14 protein-coding genes and 2 tRNA genes are annotated in these 18,665 nt (G+C 25.9%); 13 read left to right on the top strand and 3 right to left on the bottom strand.

Annotation, left to right across the window (positions count from 1 at the left end; all coding sequences use genetic code 4):
- Positions 1-18 precede the first annotated feature (18 nt).
- From ACLFO7_RS02370 to ACLFO7_RS02355, 4 genes are all read left to right on the top strand, one after another.
- Positions 19-95, top strand: a tRNA-Arg gene (locus ACLFO7_RS02370).
- 186 nt (positions 96-281) lie between these two features.
- Entirely contained in the window at positions 282-518 is a 237-nt protein-coding gene (locus tag ACLFO7_RS02365) for a preprotein translocase subunit SecG (protein ID WP_412031918.1), read from the top strand.
- On the top strand, positions 518-2,674 hold the full coding sequence (rnr, locus tag ACLFO7_RS02360) for a ribonuclease R (protein WP_412031917.1): 2,157 nt from the start codon (positions 518-520) through the stop codon (positions 2,672-2,674). The genes ACLFO7_RS02365 and rnr overlap by 1 nt, the downstream gene beginning before the upstream one ends.
- 91 nt (positions 2,675-2,765) lie before the next feature.
- Positions 2,766-3,626, top strand: coding sequence for a hypothetical protein (locus ACLFO7_RS02355; RefSeq protein WP_412031916.1), 861 nt, complete (start codon positions 2,766-2,768; stop codon positions 3,624-3,626).
- 35 nt (positions 3,627-3,661) lie between these two features.
- Here ACLFO7_RS02355 and ACLFO7_RS02350 read toward each other — a convergent pair whose 3' ends face one another.
- The gene (locus tag ACLFO7_RS02350; RefSeq protein ID WP_412031915.1) at positions 3,662-3,940 is read right to left on the bottom strand and encodes a hypothetical protein; all 279 of its coding nucleotides are present in this window, start codon (positions 3,938-3,940) and stop codon (positions 3,662-3,664) included.
- A 35-nt stretch (positions 3,941-3,975) separates the two neighbouring features.
- A complete protein-coding gene (locus ACLFO7_RS02345; protein WP_412031914.1) occupies positions 3,976-4,599 on the bottom strand; it encodes a ribonuclease HII in 624 nt (207 codons plus the stop codon).
- A gap of 65 nt (positions 4,600-4,664) precedes the next feature.
- Here ACLFO7_RS02345 and ACLFO7_RS02340 point away from each other — a divergent pair, with 65 nt between their 5' ends.
- Positions 4,665-5,462: an alpha/beta hydrolase gene (locus ACLFO7_RS02340; RefSeq protein WP_412031913.1), complete on the top strand. Its 798-nt coding sequence runs from the start codon at positions 4,665-4,667 to the stop codon at positions 5,460-5,462.
- A gap of 42 nt (positions 5,463-5,504) precedes the next feature.
- Here the strand turns inward: ACLFO7_RS02340 and ACLFO7_RS02335 are convergent.
- A tRNA-Gly gene (locus ACLFO7_RS02335) sits at positions 5,505-5,578 on the bottom strand.
- 95 nt (positions 5,579-5,673) lie between these two features.
- On the opposite strand from ACLFO7_RS02335, the gene ACLFO7_RS02330 reads away from it, so the two are divergent.
- From ACLFO7_RS02330 to ACLFO7_RS02295, 8 genes are all read left to right on the top strand, one after another.
- Positions 5,674-6,741: an ABC transporter ATP-binding protein gene (locus ACLFO7_RS02330; RefSeq protein ID WP_412031912.1), complete on the top strand. Its 1,068-nt coding sequence runs from the start codon at positions 5,674-5,676 to the stop codon at positions 6,739-6,741.
- A gap of 5 nt (positions 6,742-6,746) precedes the next feature.
- A complete protein-coding gene (secA, locus tag ACLFO7_RS02325) occupies positions 6,747-9,179 on the top strand; it encodes a preprotein translocase subunit SecA (RefSeq protein WP_412032705.1) in 2,433 nt (810 codons plus the stop codon).
- A complete protein-coding gene (locus ACLFO7_RS02320; RefSeq protein ID WP_412031911.1) occupies positions 9,134-10,600 on the top strand; it encodes a hypothetical protein in 1,467 nt (488 codons plus the stop codon). Before secA ends, ACLFO7_RS02320 begins: the two co-directional genes overlap by 46 nt.
- A gap of 43 nt (positions 10,601-10,643) precedes the next feature.
- On the top strand, positions 10,644-11,429 hold the full coding sequence (locus tag ACLFO7_RS02315) for a glucosamine-6-phosphate deaminase (protein WP_412031910.1): 786 nt from the start codon (positions 10,644-10,646) through the stop codon (positions 11,427-11,429).
- 124 nt (positions 11,430-11,553) lie between these two features.
- Complete coding sequence (gene uvrB, locus ACLFO7_RS02310) at positions 11,554-13,524, top strand: excinuclease ABC subunit UvrB (RefSeq protein ID WP_412031909.1); 1,971 nt, start codon at positions 11,554-11,556, stop codon at positions 13,522-13,524.
- Between the two features lie 119 nt (positions 13,525-13,643).
- Positions 13,644-16,355, top strand: a complete 2,712-nt coding sequence (locus ACLFO7_RS02305; RefSeq protein ID WP_412031908.1) for a C1 family peptidase — start codon at positions 13,644-13,646, stop codon at positions 16,353-16,355.
- Between the two features lie 129 nt (positions 16,356-16,484).
- Complete coding sequence (locus tag ACLFO7_RS02300; protein ID WP_412031907.1) at positions 16,485-17,849, top strand: FAD-dependent oxidoreductase; 1,365 nt, start codon at positions 16,485-16,487, stop codon at positions 17,847-17,849.
- Between the two features lie 53 nt (positions 17,850-17,902).
- Positions 17,903-18,508, top strand: coding sequence for a winged helix-turn-helix domain-containing protein (locus ACLFO7_RS02295; protein ID WP_412031906.1), 606 nt, complete (start codon positions 17,903-17,905; stop codon positions 18,506-18,508).
- Positions 18,509-18,665: the final 157 nt, after the last annotated feature.

Genomic DNA, 18,665 nt, shown 5'->3' with positions numbered 1-18,665 from the left:
TATTTATGGAAGCATTGAGTGCCTGTAGCTCAGTTGGATAGAGCATGCGCCTTCTAAGCGCAGGGTCAGGAGTTCGAATCTCTTCAGGCGCGCCATTTATATAACTGAAAAGAGCAAGTAATTGCTCTTTTTTATTTTCTATATTGATTTTTTTCAAAAAAGAAATAACATATTATTTGACATAGCAAAATGTGCAATGCTATTATTTTTTAATAATGTATTATTAATTTTAAATAATGGTTAATCTAATTTATAATAAATATATTGTAAGGAGTATGAATATGGAATGATTGGATATATTATTTTATGTTCTAGCAATTATTGCATTGATAATTGCGCTTCTTTTATCTGGTAGTGGTAATACAGGTGGGATTATTCCATCATCTGGAAATGAAATAGAACTTTTTAAAAAGACAAAAGATAGAGGAGCAGTTAAAGTTCTTCAATTTATTTTGTTTATTTTTGTGTTTGTTTTAATAGCAATAGGAATAGTTATTAGATTGGTAGTGTATTCATAATGATTTTTAGTGATGAATTAATTAGTGCAATAGTTCAAACTGTAAAAAACGAAAAAGGAACTCCAATTCCTGCAGGAATAATATATAAAAAGTTACAAAAAAAATTTAAAGACAAAATTATTGTTTTCAAATGTATTGATCATTTAGTGGAAAATAATACACTGAAGCAGCTTTATACAAAGAAATTAGTTATGGGTTATGAAAATGGCCCCATTCTAAAAGAAACTGCTTTTGAAGGTATTATTTTTCTTAATGCTAAAGGTGATGGTTTTGTAAAAAGAGAAAATTCTGACCAAAGTGAAGTTTATGTTAACAAAAAAAATATTAATAATGCTCTTCATGGTGATAAAGTTTTAGTTTGCTATATGGATAAAAAAAATGATAATCCAAATCATGTTTTTAAAGATGGTGTTGTTTTAAAGATAATTGAAAGAAATAAAGAATATTACACTGGTGTATTTATAAAACAAAACAATAAATATGGTTTTGTTTTTGATGATAATAAACACACATATAGAGTTGTTTTAGATAACATTGATGGATTAGTTGATGGACATAAAATTTTAATTAAAATTAAAAATATTGTAGATAATGTAGCTTATGCTACTGTTTCAAAAGTTATCGGTCATAAAAATAGTGTTGGTGTTGATATTTTATCTATTGTATATGATGCAGGTTTAGAACCTGAATTTAATGAAAATGTTATTAATGCATCAAAAGAATTTAACTCAATTATAAGTAAAGAAGAATTTATTAAAAGACATGATTTAACATCTCTTGATATTATTACAATTGATCCAGCTACTTCAAAAGATTTAGATGATGCTATTTATGTAAAAAAAATTAATGATAATCTTTATAAACTATATGTGTGTATAGCAGATGTTTCACATTATGTAGAATATAATTCAATTGTAGATAATGAAGCATACAAAAGAGGAACATCAGTTTATCTTGTAAATCAAGTTATACCTATGTTGCCACATAATTTATCAAATGATATATGTTCATTAAATCCAAATGAAGATAGATTAAGCATGGTTTGTGAAATGGATATTGATAATTTTGGAAATTTTAAAAATATTGATGTCTATAATGCTATTATTAATTCTAAAAGAAGATTTAGCTATGAAGAAGTAAATGAATACTTTGAACAAAAAACAGACTTTTCAAATGAAAAAGAATCAATTAAATCTATGCTTGACCAAGCATATGAGCTTTTTTTTATTCTAAAAGAAAAAAGAGAAAAATTAGGATACATAAATTTTGAAATTCCAGAACCTAAAATTATTTTGGATGAAAATGAAAAAATAATTGATATTCAACAAAAAAAGTCAGGACAAGCACAAAATTTAATTGAATGTTTTATGGTTGCTGCAAATGAAGCTGTAACAATAAAATTTAATCAATTAAAACTAAGTTCTGATTTTATATACAGAGTTCATGATAAACCTGATGAAAAGAAAATAGCAATGTTTGAAATTGAAGCAAAAAAATTAAATTTTAAATTTGATGCTGAAGTAAAAAATTGACAACCAAATACAATTGCTAAGTGATTAAAAAATAATATTAACAATCCCAATAAAGAATTAATCAACATAATTTTGTTAAGAACAATGGCTAAAGCAAAATATAGTATTGTTAATGATCACCACTTCGGGTTGGCATTGGATAATTATACTCATTTTACTTCCCCTATTAGAAGATATTCAGATTTAGTTGTGCATCGTCTTTTTAAAATGTTTATACTTAATAAAACTGAATATACAAATGAAATTAGATATGATTTGAATGCAAGATTGAAAGATATTTGTGAACAAGCAACTAAAACAGAAATTGTGGCAACAAATACTGAAAGAGAAGTAAATTCAATGAAATTTGCTGAATATATGGAATCTAAAATTGGACAAGTATTTAATGGTTTTGTAAGTTATATTACTTCTTTTGGTATTTTTGTCCAATTAGAAAATACAATAGAAGGATTAGCAAGGCCTGAAAATATATTAGGTGATTATTATGAATATAGTGATAATCTATCAATATATTTAGGCAAAAAAACAAAAAAAATTTTAACTCTTGGAACAAAAGTTAAAATTAGAGTTGTGGGTTCAAGTAAGATAACTAAGAAAATTGATTTTGAAATCATTGAGTTTTAAATTTCAATTTATTAGGTATTTTATTTTTTTATTTATTTAAACTGTGATAGAATAATTACTAGGCAAGAAGCCAATGAAAAAGGATGTCAGTATGTCTTATACTCAAATATCTTTAGAAAAGAAAAAAACAATTACAGGTAGAATAGCATTTATTGCTGCTCAATTTGCAATTATTTTTCTAGGTGTAATGGTTGGATTGTGAGTTGTTACACTGATAAGAATTAGTGAAGTAGAAACTAATAGTCAAATCGCTTTAGTTAGAATACTTGCTATAGTATTTACAGCATTAACAGCAGTTGCAACCATTTTAACGATTGTTTCATATTTGTTATATATCAAATATAAAAATTTATTGGATGGATTTGTTGATCAATCATTGAAAAGCATTCAAAAAGAAAAAGTTGATGTTAGCAAAAAACAAAATATTAATATTAAATTAACAGCTCCTGCTGTTCCAGCAGCAGCTCCTGTTACTAATACAACAAAAACAGTACAAAATGGTCCTGTAAAAAAAGTTGTTACAACTACAACAACTACAACTTCTAAACCAGGAACTGTGGTTAGAACTATTAATGCTATCCCAGCAAAATCAAAAACATCAGGTGCAAAACCAATGTTTTCAGGTTTAAAATCAATGTTTAAAAAACCTGCTGATGCAAAAGTTTCTCCAACAGATTCTGCAGCAGCAAAAACAGCAGTTAAAACTCCTGCAGAAAGACCAGTAGTTGGAGGTGTAAAACCCCCTGTTAAAGCTCCTGGAACAAGACCTGTAGTGGGTGCAAAACCTGTTGCTGCTACTCCAAGGGTAGCTCCAGTGAGACCATCTGTTGCTGCTACTTCTAAACCTAAAGTAGGTGTGTCAAAACCTGCTGTTGGTTCAAGACCTGTAGCTGGTAGTCCTAGACCTGTGATGCCAATAAGACCAGGTGTTGCTCCTGCAGCTAGAAGATAAAAAATAAACTCTAAATGTAATTATTTAGAGTTTTTTTAATTCACATCATCCATAATCTCTTTATATGATTTGTGTTCAATTATATCTCCAATGACTATATAGCATCAAATTGTTTTGCCAATATTTAATCCATTTGAATTTATTGCTTCTTTTTCCAAATATGTATCTCACAATTTCTTTTTAACTTCATAATCATATAATTTTTGCTTTTCTTTAAATTTTAATTTCATATGATAGTAACCATAGAATTTACTATCATTACTTATTAATATGTATTCAAGTGATGATGACAAAGGGACATCTATTTTTTTCATATATACAACACACCTTTTAATTTTAATTATATTTATTAATAAAGATTATTTAAGATTTTTTTAATGGGCTTGTAACTTAGTCTATAAATTTCTTTTTTTACTCCATATTCTTTTAATAAAGAAATATGATTTTTAGTTAAATAACCTTGATTATTAATGAAATCATATTCTGGATATAAATTGTTTAATTTTATTATTTCTAAGTCTCTAATATGCTTTGCAAGGATTGATGCACAAGCCACTGAAAAACATTTATTATCACCTTGTTTTAAATTTATTTGATTAATATCTAAATCAATATTTTCATAATCTGTAATTGCAATATCAAAATAGTTTTGAAGATCTATAGCAATTTCTTTCATGCCTGACTTTGAACATTGTTTTGGATTAATTAAGTCAACTTCTTTATTATTAAATATTACATATTTATATTTAATACAATTTTTAATAATTAGATTTGCAAGTTCTTTTCTTTTTTCTAAAGTTTTTATTTTCTTTGAATCTTGTATTCTTGAATCATAAAAATCTTTTTTTAAGATAACGCCAGCAACAACAAGAGGACCTGCAACACATCCTCTACCTACTTCATCTATTCCTAATATATTTTTATAAGAATTTCTTATTTTGTTATCATATTCAAATAGTTTATTTTTTATCATAATATTAATTATATTAATATTTTATTCTATATAATAAAACATATTATCTATTTAGGTATTTATGTATGAACGTTAATTGAAATGATATAGAAACTTATATAAGTGAAATTGATAATCCTAAAGGGAATATTTTATTTTTACATGGTTTTACTGGTAATTTTAATAATAAAATTAGTTTTAGATATTTTTTTAATGAGTATAATTTCTATGGTATAAATATGCCAGGACATGGCAATAGTAAATTTTTAAGTTTAAATGAACTAAATCAAAATTATTATGTTGATTTAGTTGTTGAATTCATTAAAAAAAATAATCTTAATAACTTAATTATTTTAGGTCATTCTATGGGTGGTGGAATTGCTTTATTGGTTTATAAAAAAATTAAAGAAAGAATTAATAAACTGATTCTTGAAGGGCCAGCAAATAAAGCAGTTTTTGAAAATTATGAAATGTCAAAAAAATTAATGCCTGAAACTTATGAAGATACAAAATTTATTATGTCAAAACTTTTTTATGATCCAATAAAGTTTTTTGGAACAAAAGAAAAATTTGAGCTGTATTGTTTAAATGAATTTAACTCTTTAAACACTAAATATAAAGATTTAAAAACATTGCTTAATAAAGAATTAATGCAACAATTTTTTGATAACATACAAGAGGCTATTAAAGAAATAAAAATACCTACACTTTTAGTTATTGGAAAGCATGATGAAATAGTTCCTTATAAGGCAACAGTAAATAATTTTGTTGAAAATGTAAGTGGTAATTATTTATCTTTGGTTGAATGTGATAATTGTAGTCATTTGCCTTTAACTGAAAATAGAGAAATTTTACCTTTAATAAAGCAGTTTATTGAAAAATAAAAACTTACAAACAAAGTTTTGCTTGTAAGTTATTTTATTAAATGGAGCAGATGACGGGAATCGAACCCGCGTCTCGACCTTGGCAAGGTTGTATTCTACCATTGAACTACATCTGCAACAGAAATATACCTTATAATTATAATATATTTTCTAAATTTATATATAGTTTTATAATATTAAATAATAGTATTAACTTTTTAAGGAGTTTACAGTGGAAAATAATAAAGTGGTTAACCAGAAAGATACTAGTAATACCAATCATTTAATTAAAAAAAATAATGTTGATAATGATAAAACTAAAAAAAATATTCCTGAAAATAAAAATACTAAATTATCTCAATTAATCAATCAAATGGAATGATTATATAAGCAAATACAAGACATTAATACTCAAATTGATATTAACAAAGAAAATGCAACTAATAAGGTACTTATTAGTAAGCAAAATAAATTGTATAGGGCACTTAATTCAAAAATTTCTAAAGCAGAGCGGTTAGTAAGTAATGATAAATATTCTTCTTTGCCTCCAGATATAGCAATATCTTTAACAAATGTTACAAAATATTATAGTTCTAAAACATTTGCATTAAAGGTATTGGACAACATTAATTTAAATATTTATAAAGGTGATTTTGTTGTTATTTTAGGTCCTAGCGGATCAGGAAAAACAAGTTTAATGAATTTACTATCTGGTATTGATGTGCCTACATATGGAGATGTTAATGTTGAAGGATTCAAATTACAAAATTTAACTAGTAGACAATTAACAAGTTTTAGAAAAGATGTAATAAGCTATGTTTTTCAAAGATATGGTCTACTACCAAATTTAACTGTTTATGAAAATGTTTTAATGGGTAGTTTTCTTGGTAAAAATACTTATAGTGAAAAAGTATTTCAACAAGAGAAAAACTTTAATGCTTTAACTGAGTTAAAAGAAAAAGAACGTTGTTTAAAAATTTTAGAAATTATGGGTTTATTATCTCAAAAAGAAAAATATCCATATGAAATGTCAGGTGGGCAAAAACAAAGAACTTCTATTGCAAGAACTATGGCTAAAAATCCTTTAATTATATTTGGAGATGAACCAACAGGAGCTGTTGATGAAGAAATGTCTCAAAATATAATTGATGCATTTGTAAAAATTAATCAAGAATTAAAAACTACAATAATAATAATTACTCATGATGAAAAAATATCTACATTTGCAAATAGAGTAATTTTTGTGTTAGATGGTAAAATTAATAATGTAGTGTGCAAACAGAAAGGTGTTAAGCTATAATGAAAATGAAAATCAAAAAAATTAAAAAAAGATCAAAAATTTTAGTTAGAGCAAGATTAATTGCTGAAGAAGTTGAATTAAATAGAAAAGAATATGAAAGCCTAACTATTGAAGATTTAAAAATTAGAACAGATTATTTAATAGATGGATTGGCTAATAATAAATTCACACTAGATGACATCATTGTTGATGCTTTTTCTATTGCTAGAGAAATAATTTATAGAGAACACAAATTGCTTGCATATACTGTACAAATGATGGGGGCATATGTTGTTCACTGTGGTGATTTTGCTGAAATGTATACTGGAGAAGGTAAAACATTAACAATTCTACTTGTTGCTTTCTTAAATGCATTGATGAAAAAAGGGGTTCATATTGTTACTGTTAATGAATACCTTGTTCAACGTGATGCTGAATTTGCTCAAAAAGCATTTGAAAAATTAGGAATAACTGTAGGTTACAATACATCTCAATTGAATAAGCAAACAAAAAAAGAAATGTTTGCAAGAGATATTACTTATACAACAAATTCAGAACTTGGTTTTGATTATTTAAGAGACAACATGGTAAGAAGTATGGATGAAAAGGTCATCCGTGAACTTTTTTTTGTAATTATTGATGAAGGGGACTCTGTTTTAATTGATGAGGCAAGAACGCCACTAATTATTTCTGGTAACCCAAAAGAAGATTACTCTTTATATCTTGATGTTGATAATATTGTATCTAGTTTGCAAGAAGAAGATTATTTTATTGATGTTGAATCAAACACAATTTCATTGACAGATTCAGGTGCTAAAAAAGTAGAAAATTATTTTGGTTTAAAAAACCTATATTCGGTTGAATCATCTGAAATTGTTCATAAAGTAACAAATGCTTTAATGGCTCATTATGTATTTGCAAATGGTAGAGAATATTTAGTAAAAGACGACAAGATTTATTTAGTTGATCAATTTACTGGTCGTATTCTTGAAGGTAGAAGTTATAACGCTGGTTTGCAACAAGCCATTCAAGCTAAAGAAAGGGTTAGAATTGAACCTGAAAATGTTGTTATGGCAACTATTACATATCAATCATTTTTTAGACTTTATCAAAGATTAAGTGCAGTTAGTGGTACTGCAATGACAGAAGCTGAAGAGTTTTTGAAAATTTACAATATGGTTGTTGTTAAAATACCAACTAATCGCCCTATTATTAGAATTGATAAAGCTGACTACTTTTTTGGTACCAAAAAAGTTAAATGAAATCATGTTATTGAAGAAATTGTCAATAGACACAAAAAAGGTCAACCAATACTTGTGGGTACAAGTTCAGTTACAGACTCTGAAATTATCCATGATAGATTGCAACAATTAGGAATTCCTCATCAAGTATTAAATGCTAGAGATAATTCTAAAGAAGCAGAAATTGTTAAAATTGCAGGTCAAAAAGGTGCTATTACAATTTCTACAAATATGGCAGGACGTGGTACTGATATAAAAGTTTCTGATGAAGTTAAATCATTGGGAGGGCTATATGTAATTGGTACAGAACGTCATGAGTCTCGTCGTGTAGATAATCAATTACGTGGTAGAACAGGTCGTCAGGGAGATCCTGGTGAATCAAGATTCTTCACATCTCTTGAAGATTCGTTGTTTAAAAGATTTGCTACTGATAGATTTGCAAAAGCATCTCAAAAACTTGAAGAAGATTTTTTTGATTCAAATTTCTTTTCTAGAATGCTTGATAGAACCCAAAAAAAAGTTGAAGGTTTAAACTTTGATATTAGAAAAAATTTAATGGATTATGATCATGTTTTATCGTTACAAAGAGAACTTGTTTATAAACAACGTGATCAAATATTATTACAAGAAAATAATTATAAGATTATTCAAAATATGGCAAAAGAATATGCTTCAAATCTTGTATATTCTTTAAAGGATAAAGATAATTCTGCAATTATTGATTCAAAAGCATTTGTAAAAATTGTTAACGAAGAGTTTTTAAAATTTAATTATTTTGGAGAGAATGATTTTGATAATATCATTTTAGATTCTGCAAGAGATTTTTTACTTGAACTGTTTGATATAATTATTAACAAAAAAATAGAAATATTAACTAACATAAATGCAAGCAATGTAATTGGTGAAATTTTATTAGTTAATTTAGATCAAAAATGAACAAATCATATTGATAAAATGACTAAATTAAGAGAAGGTGTTAATTTAAGATCTCTTGAACAAAGAAGCCCATTAAATATTTATATAGAAGATGGTAATAATTTATTTGAAAAAATGAAGAGTGATATTGTTAGAGATGTTATTAATGGAATTTGTAAATTAAGTTTACCAAATGAAACTGCAGAAATTACTGATGCACTTGACATGGCTAAGATTAAGCAATTTGATAAAAAAAAGTGCAAAACTTTTTCAGACAAACAGACAAATCAAACAATCTGATAAGTCAACCGATAGATTATTCTGATAATAAAACTATTCCTACTATAAATGAATCTAATGATAATTTAGAAGATATTGATAATTTTGAAATGTCTAGTAATTCAGAAACTATTGATAGTATTGAAAGTCAATTAGAAAATTATGAAAATAAAACTGATGATTTTGAAAACATTGAAAATGAAAAAGATAAACTTGATTTAGATTACATTCAAAATAATCCTCAAGAAATTGTTTCAGAATTACAAGATGATTTAGAAATTGAAGAAGATAAAGATGTTTTTTTTGATGAATATCCAAATGAAAATATCTCTTTAAATGAAATTGAAAATAATTTTGCTTCTTCTGATGTTCCAATTAAATTAATTCCTACAATTGATGATCAAATTGAAAATATTAATTCTATTGAAGAAGATAATTCTGAAATAATAGATAATCAAGAAAATGATGAACAAACAGTTAATAAAGATGATTTTATAATTGATGACAATAATAATTTAGAAGATATATCTAATAATTTTACTGAAGAAAATGAAAATGATAATTTTGTAAAAGAGTCAGAAGAAACAATACAAGCAAATGATGTTAATGAATTTGAAGATATTCAACCTGAATTTACTCCAGATGTATCTATTGATGAATATGCTAATAATTTACGTGGAAAAGTTCCTGTAAATCAAGAAGTTATAGAGAATGATAAACCTATTAATCCTGAAATTATATCAGATCAAAATTTAGTTAAACCTAGTGGTAAAAAACTAAGTGAATTAAAACCTAAAATGAAAAGATATAATCCAAATGAAGATATTCAACAAAATCCTCATAATCCAAAATATCTTTTCAATCCATATTATAAAGAAACAGATGTAGATAATATTCTAAGTCGTGATTTTGATGAAGCTTTTGTTGAAAATGAATCTTTATTTGATTTTGATATGTGGGATGATGATGACAAAAGAACACAAAAAATTCATGATAATAATTTTAAACCTGTTTTAATTAAAAAAAATGAAATAGAAATAGAAGACATCAATATTGAATATGATAAACCAGAAAACAATGTTCATACAGTTTTTGACAAAGATATTGAACCAATAGATTCAAAACCTAAGATTACTGTTGATTCAGAACCTGTTGTATATGCAAAAAATGTTGTTAATTCAAATAACTATCCTGACGATTTTGTAATAACTCCTCATGTTACAACTTATAACAAAAATGCTGATAAATTAAGTGAAGATACTTTTGAGAGTTTAAAAAAAGAATTTAAATTTAATCAAAAAGATTATAAAGATGCAATTGAAACAGAAATAATAAAAGAAACAGCTAAAAATTATTATGATAAAAAATATCTTGAAAAAAAGAATAGAAAAACTTTTGACCAACAATTAATGGATTTAATTGTTGAAAAGTCTAAAAGTAATTAATGTATAATTAATTTTAGTATTTAGCAAAAAGGACAAGCTTACTATGGAACAAAATTTTATTAAACCAAAATTTTTGGTTTTTCCAACTAAAGATAATGCTAACAAGTATGTTAGTGATTTAATTGTGAAAGCTGTAGCAAATAATCCAAATTTAATTTTGGGGTTACCAACAGGTGTTACACCATTAATTATTTATAAAAACTTAATTGATGCTAATAAAGCAAATGTTATAAGTTTTGCAAATGTTAGTACATTTAATATGGATGAATTTATTGGTATAGAAGATAAAAATTATGAGTTTTCTCGTCATAATTATATGGATCAAAATTTATTTGATCACATTGACATAAATAAAGACAATACCTTTTTTCCTATTCCTTTTGGATTTGATTTTAATGCAAATCCAAATTATGATTATGTTGATTATGATAGATTTATTGAATCAAAAGGTTATATAGATTTATTATTAATGGGTGTAGGTAATAATGGTGAACTTGCCTTTAATCAACCAAATGTGTCTTCTTTTGAAGATTTTACAAGTGTTGTTCAGCTAAGTGAACCTACAATGAATAGTTTATCAAAAACATTTGGTCATAGAAGTTTAGTACCAAATTATGCTGTAACAATGGGAATACAATCAATTTTATATTCTAAAAAAATTGTTTTAGTTGCTTATGGTGTTGAAAAAGCTGAAGCTTTATATAATTTATTTTTTAATAATGAATTTGATGAAAATTGACCTATCACTTCTTTAAATTATCATACTGATGTAATTGTTGTTTGTGATAAAGAAGCTGCAACATACATTATGGAAAGAAAAATACAATAACTATTTTTATATTTAAAATATTGACTATTAAGTCAATATTTTTTATTTGTTTTAATTAGCAAATAGATAATGAAAATTTTATTTTGTAAATTAAAATTTATATACATTTAATTAAGGCATATTTATGAAATTTGAATTACAGAGTAAATATAAACCAAGTGGTGATCAACCTGAAGCAATTGCAAAAATAACTGAAGGATTTAAAAAAGAAAAATTAAAATCACAAGTTTTAGTTGGAGCAACTGGTACAGGTAAAACTTTTACAATGGCAAATATTATACAAAATTTAAATTGTAAAACCCTTGTAATGGCTCACAACAAAACACTTGCAGCTCAATTATATAGTGAGTTTAAAGAAATGTTTCCTAATAATAGAGTTGAATATTTTGTATCTGCTTTTGACTTTTATCAGCCAGAGGCTTTTTTGCCAAAAACAAATACCTATATAGAAAAAAATTCACAAACAAATAATGATATTGAAATGTTGAACTTGTCAGCTTTAACATCATTAACTGAAAGAGATGATGTAATTGTTGTAGCAAGTGTTGCAAGTATTTATGCTTCAACTCCGCCTGTTGAATTTATGAATAATAAAATTATTTTGCATACAGGTGATGTTATTAAAATTAAAAATTTACAATATCAATTAGTAAATTTAAATTACCAAAGAAATGATATAGATACAACAACTGGTAAATTTAGTGTTAAAGGAGATCTTGTTGAAATAGCTCCAGGATATACAGACGAATTCAATATTAGAATTTCTTTTTTTGGTGATGATATTGAAGATATTAGCATTATTGATCCTTTAACTAAAAAAGTGATTAGAAAAGAAAATAGAATAACTATTAGTGCAGCTGACTTGTATTTAGCAAATAAAGCGACTTTAGAAGAATCTTTAAAAAGGATTAAAGAAGAACTTGATGAAAGACATAAATATTTTATTAAAAATAATAAATTAATTGAAGCGCAAAGAATTTGAGAAAGAACTATACATGATATTGATTCTTTTAAAGAGTTTGGATATTGTTCTGGAATTGAAAATTATGCAAGACATTTAGAACTTAGAGAAGAAGGAAGCACTCCATATACAATTTTTGATTTTTTTAAAGGCAGTGATTGATTATTAATTGTAGATGAATCACACATGATGGTTCCACAAATTAGAGGTATGTATAACACTGATAGAAATAGAAAACAAACCCTTGTAGATTATGGTTTTAGACTTCCTAGTGCTCTTGATAATAGGCCATTAAATTTTGATGAATTTCAAAATAAAATTAATAAAGTTTTATATGTTTCTGCTACACCTAATGAATGAGAAATTAATCAATCTAAAAAAGTTGTTGAACAAATTATTAGACCAACAGGTCTTGTTGATCCAATTGTAGAGATTAGAAAAACAGAAAATCAAATAATAGATATTGAAAATTTAATTAGAGATCAAATTAAAAAGAAAGAAAGAACATTTGTCACTGTTATGACAATTAGAATGGCTGAAGAATTAACACAATATTTGAAAACTAAAAATATTAAAGTTGCATACTTGCATAATGAATTAAAGACATTAGAACGTTTTAAAATTTTAAATAATTTAAGAAAGGGTATATATGATGTTGTTGTTGGCATTAATTTGCTTAGAGAAGGACTTGATGTTCCAGAAGTCTCTTTAGTAATTATTTTAGATGCAGATAAACCAGGTTTTTTTAGAAGTGATAAATCTTTAATACAAATTATAGGAAGAGCTGCTCGTAATGCAAATGGTAAAGTTATTATGTATGCTGATAACATGACTGAAGCAATGGAAACTGCAATTAAAGAAACTACTAGAAGAAGAAATTTGCAAATAGAATTTAATAAAAAACATGATATTGTTCCAAAAACAATTATTAAACCAATAGCACTAGATCTTAATAGAAGTGATGTTAACCTTGATTTTAAGTCTTTAATGGATAAATCTAAAAAAGCAAAACAAATGAGAGGACAAACAATTGCTAAATTAAGAGAAGAAATGTTAACAGCAGCTAAAAATCAAGAATATGAAAGAGCTGCTTATTTAAGAGACATAATAATAGAGTTAGAGCAAGGAAATTAGTTTAATGTAAAACTCTTAGATTTTCATAGTAATTACAAATGTTATTATACTTATTTACAATTTATAAGGTTATATTGATTTGAAAAAAATATAATCAACATAATTGATAGAGGAATATTATGAAAAAATATTTAAAAAAAATTTTGACTTTATCCTCATTTTTCCCTTTGGTATCTTTTGCTTTTTATAGTTTTAGTTTTATCCAAAGAGAAAGTTTTTTAACTAATAATGATAAAGAACAAGTATATGAAGGAAATGTGATTCATAGGGATTTTAGATCAAATGAGGTGCTTCCAACAAAGTATGATCCTAGAGGAACAGAATTTGATGCACCTGTAAAAAACCAAGCTACAGATCCTTTATGTTGAGCATTTTCAACTGCTTCTCTTGCTGAAAATAATTTGTTGAAAAACAAAATATATCCAGATATCAATAAAAACAACATAAGAGATATTTCTATTAACGCAAACAACATTAATTTTGCTACAAGAAATTGATTGAAAGAAGCAGACAAATTAAATTTGACTTTTGATGACTATAAAGAAAGTGATTTAGTTAGTGGATTTTATACTTCATATGCAAATGTAAAATTATCTATGTGATATGGGACAATGGTTTTTGAAAAAGAAATGCCAGCAAATAAAGGTAATGAATATGGTACGTCTGCAGCCTATCTAAATGAATATGTTTTTTTAGATGACAATAATAAAACTATTGATAATATTAAACAAGCTATAAAAAAATATGGTGGTGTAACTTTTAGTTATAATTCAGCTATTTTGAGCACAAATGGGTCAAATTATTATAATTTAAAAAAAGGAACTGTTACTCACAATTCTGTAATTGTTGGTTGAGATGATACTATATCAAAAGACTTGTTTACAAGAGGTGATACTCCTAGTAGAGATGGTGCTTGAATTGTAAAAAATAGTTGAGGTCCAGGAGCACATGATGATGGATATTATTATGCATCATATGATTCTTATATTGTGGATGTTACAGCTGCAAATTATGGATCGCCTAATGAATATAGAGATGCAAATTATTATCATTATGATGTTAATTATGAATCATATACTTTGCCTATAATAAAAGAAAGCGCTGCTATATATCCTGCTCTTAAAACATCATATAATAAAAAAGAATTTTTAAAAGAAGTTTCATTTGAATTGGGTGGACAAAATGTAACTGTTGAAGTAAGTGTTTATACAGATTTAAAAAATATTGACACTGGAATACCAAAATCTCCTAAAAATAATCCTACAAAGGGTATTCTTGTTCATCAAGAACAAGCAACATATCAATTTCCTGGTATGTATTTTTTGAGATTAAATAAACCAGTAGAATTACCACATAACAAACCATATAGTGTTGTTATAAAAATAATAAGTGGTGAACATGATGGCACATCAGAACCAATAATTAAAACAACAAAAGAACCTTTATCAAGAAATGATATGACTTTTTATAAAGATAAAAATAATGAATGAAAAAATTTATTAAATAACTCATCAGTAGCAAGAGTTAGAGCCATAACATATACAGAAGATGATAAGAATGCTAATTTAGAAAATGCTAAAAATCTTAATTATGGGCAAGTTGTCTTAAATCAACATTATTATAACTATAAATCCAACAAGTCATTAGATTTTGACGTTTATATCAACGATAAAAAATTAGTTAGAAATCAAGATTATAAATTAAAAAGCAGAATAGAAAGACTAGGCATTAGGGGTGTTGATTTTCCTGCTGGAAAAATGGATGAAATTATAGGTAGCGGTACTCTTATAGTGGAAGGTATTGGAGAATATTCGGGACAATTATCTAAAAATTATAGTTTATTAATGCCTTATACTCCAAATCTTGATGAACTAGGAGTATATAAAAAAGATTATTTAAGTCAATATATGGAAATGAGCATTGATCCAAGCATTACAAAATATTCTCAAATTAAATTACCAAAAGATTGAAAATGGCTTGTTGATGAAAACAAAGACATTACTTTTGATACATTGGTAACTGAACATTTGATGTATACTGGTTCAGAAAATCAAGATTATTATTGAACATTTTATCCTAAAATTATATTTAAAAAATCAAGTGGCGGTGGTTCTGTTACGCCAAATCCAAATCCAGACCCAACACCAACTCCAGATCCTACACCAGCTCCAGACCCAAATCCTGATCCAACAATTAAAAATTTAAGTAATGCTATTATAACTTTTTTAGATGTTTCATCTTATTACTATACAGGTAAAGAAATTAGACCTACTATAAGTGTTTCTTATGAAGGTAGTACATTAGTTGAAAACACAGATTATACTTTAACTTATGAAAATAATTTGAATGTTGGAACAGCAAAAGTCATTGTTAATGGTTTAGGCAATTATAATGGTGCAAAAGAAAGTGCTTTTACAATTCAAAAAATAGTTTCAAATACAATTACACATTTTGAAATTAAAGATAATAAACCAGTTGCAAGTGCAACTTTTGGAGAAGTTAAATTTAGATATTCAACAGATGAAACATTTAGTAGTGGAAAAATATATGATGAATATCCTAATGATGAAGGAACATATTATGTTCAAGCATATGTGGTTGGAACAAATAATTATAATGAAGTTATTTCAAATAAACAATTAAAAATTTTTGTATCAAATTCTTCATCACAAAATCAAGACGATTTAAATGTTAATAATGCCAATAATAAAAATAGTTTGTCAAAAACAAAATTAATAATTATTTGTTCAATTGTAGCATCTATTATTATTGTTGGAAGTACAGTAGGAATTGTTAGTTGAATGTTGTTAAAAAAGCGCAAGAAAAAATAGTAATTAAATTAAAATCTATTTTTAATTCATTAATTTTGTTAAATATTAAAAATTAATGAATTTTTTTTATTTATTAGATTTACAATATATTTATAAAAAAATTTTTTTATAAAAAAGGATATAAGTGTTATGAGAACAATTGTAATTGGTGTAAACCATGCTGGTACTTCAGCAATTAGAACGTTACTTTCTCAAAATCCATCAGCTGATGTTGTTGCTTTCGATAGAAATGATAACATCTCTTTCTTAGGGTGTGGGATTGCATTAACAGTTGGAGGAGTAGTAAAAAATACACAAGATTTATTTTATTCTAACCCAGCTGAATTAACAAAAATGGGTGCTAAAATATTTATGAAGCATGATGTTAAAAAAATTGATAGAGTTTCTAAAACTGTATATGTTGAAGATTTATCTAACAATAAATTAACTGCATGAAAATACGATAAATTAATTTATGCAGCTGGTAGTTGACCTATTGATAGACATGTAGAAAATCAAGATTTAAAAAATGTAGAAATTTGTAAGATTTATCAACATGCATTAAAGTTGATTGAAAAAGCTAATGACCCAACAATTAATACTGTAGCTGTAATAGGTGCAGGTTATATTGGTATTGAATTAGTTGAAGCTTATCATCAAAAAGGGAAAAAAGTTGTTTTAGTAGACTTTGCTCCAAGAGTTTTAGCTAATTATTTTGATAAAGAATTTTCAGATGTATTAGAAAATAAATTAGTTTCTTCAGGTGTTTCAGTGTATTTAGGACAAGGTGTTACTAAATATGTTGGAGATTCAAACGGAAAAGTTACTGGTTTAGTTACTGATAAAGGTAATGAAATTCAAGCTGATTTAGTAATTCAATGTTTGGGATTTGCTCCAAATCATTCATTGTTACCAGATCTTGAAAAAGTTCAAAATGGTGCAATTAAAGTAAATGAAAAAGTTCAAACAAGTGATCCAGATATTTATGCTATTGGTGATTGTGCTGCTATATATGATGCTGCAACTAAACAATATAGAAACATTGCTTTAGCTACAAATGCAGTTAAATCAGGTATTGTTGCTGCTTCACAAATTAATGGTGCAGAATATGTAAAATTAAAATCAATTGTAGGTACAAATGCATTGTGTGTATTTGGTCACAAATTTGCAAGTACAGGTGTAAGTGAAGAAGCTGCTAAAAGATTTGGTTTAAATGTTAAATCTGCATTCTATGAAGATAATGATAGACCAGAATGAATGAACACAGTTGAAAAAGTTGGTGTTAAAGTAGTTTATGAAGAAGATACATTGAGATTAGTAGGAGCTCAAATTTTATCTTATGGAAATGCTAACCATACAGAATGAATTTTCTCATTAGGATTAGCAATTCAACAAGGATTAAGTTTGTTAGATGTAGCATTCACAGATGTTTACTTCTTGCCTCATTTAAATAAACCATTCAACTTTGTATTATCAGCAATTTTAAAAGCCATCGGAATGAAATATATTGCTTAATTAATAAAATATGTGAGTGTTTTTAGCATTTACATATTTTATTGGTATATATTATGTATTCGATTAAACGTTATATTATTTCTTATATTTCTTTAAAAATATTAAAAGGCGAATTTCCTGTTAATGAAAAATTGCCAAGCGAAAATGCTTTTGCTAGAAAATTTAATTGTAGTAGATTAACAGCTCGTAGCTCTCTTGTGGCATTAGAATCTGCTGGAATATTAAAACCTGTTCGTGGTTCAGGGTATTATGTATCAGATAATTCTGTCATAATAATCATGTTACCTAAATTTATTCAAAATAATTCAAAAACCCAAAGAACAAAAGTTATAAATACTCAAGAAGCTGTTGTGCAATTAATAACAGAATACTATGATAAAAATAAAAGTGTTATAGGTGTTGTTAAATGATCAGTATCAAAAGATTTGTATGTTGATATTGCAGAACAGTATGAATTAGATATGAATATATGTGATTATATAATTGATTCTAATGTTAAGGGCTTTTCATTTGATGAATATATTGAGTATGATACTGAATTAAACAAGATGTTTATTACTAGAGAATATTATGATGAAGAAAGATATGTAATATTTAAAGCTTCTTGTTGATATATAGATTTTAAAAGAATATCTTTTAGAAGTTTTGGAATTAATTAAAATAATAATTATAAATTTAATAATGTTTATTAAAGTAGGTTAAAACCTACTTTTTATTTTGTCATAAAAAAATAACCATAATTTTTTATATTTTCAATATTGAATGAGATAAATTGTTTATATATAATCATATTATTAAATTAAAAGCACGGTTGTC

The organism is Malacoplasma muris (assembly GCF_046774425.1).
GTDB lineage: Bacteria > Bacillota_I > Bacilli_A > Mycoplasmatales > Mycoplasmoidaceae > Malacoplasma > Malacoplasma muris.
Note: the sequence above shows the minus strand (reverse complement) of the source record. Positions and strands in the feature narration are given on the sequence as shown.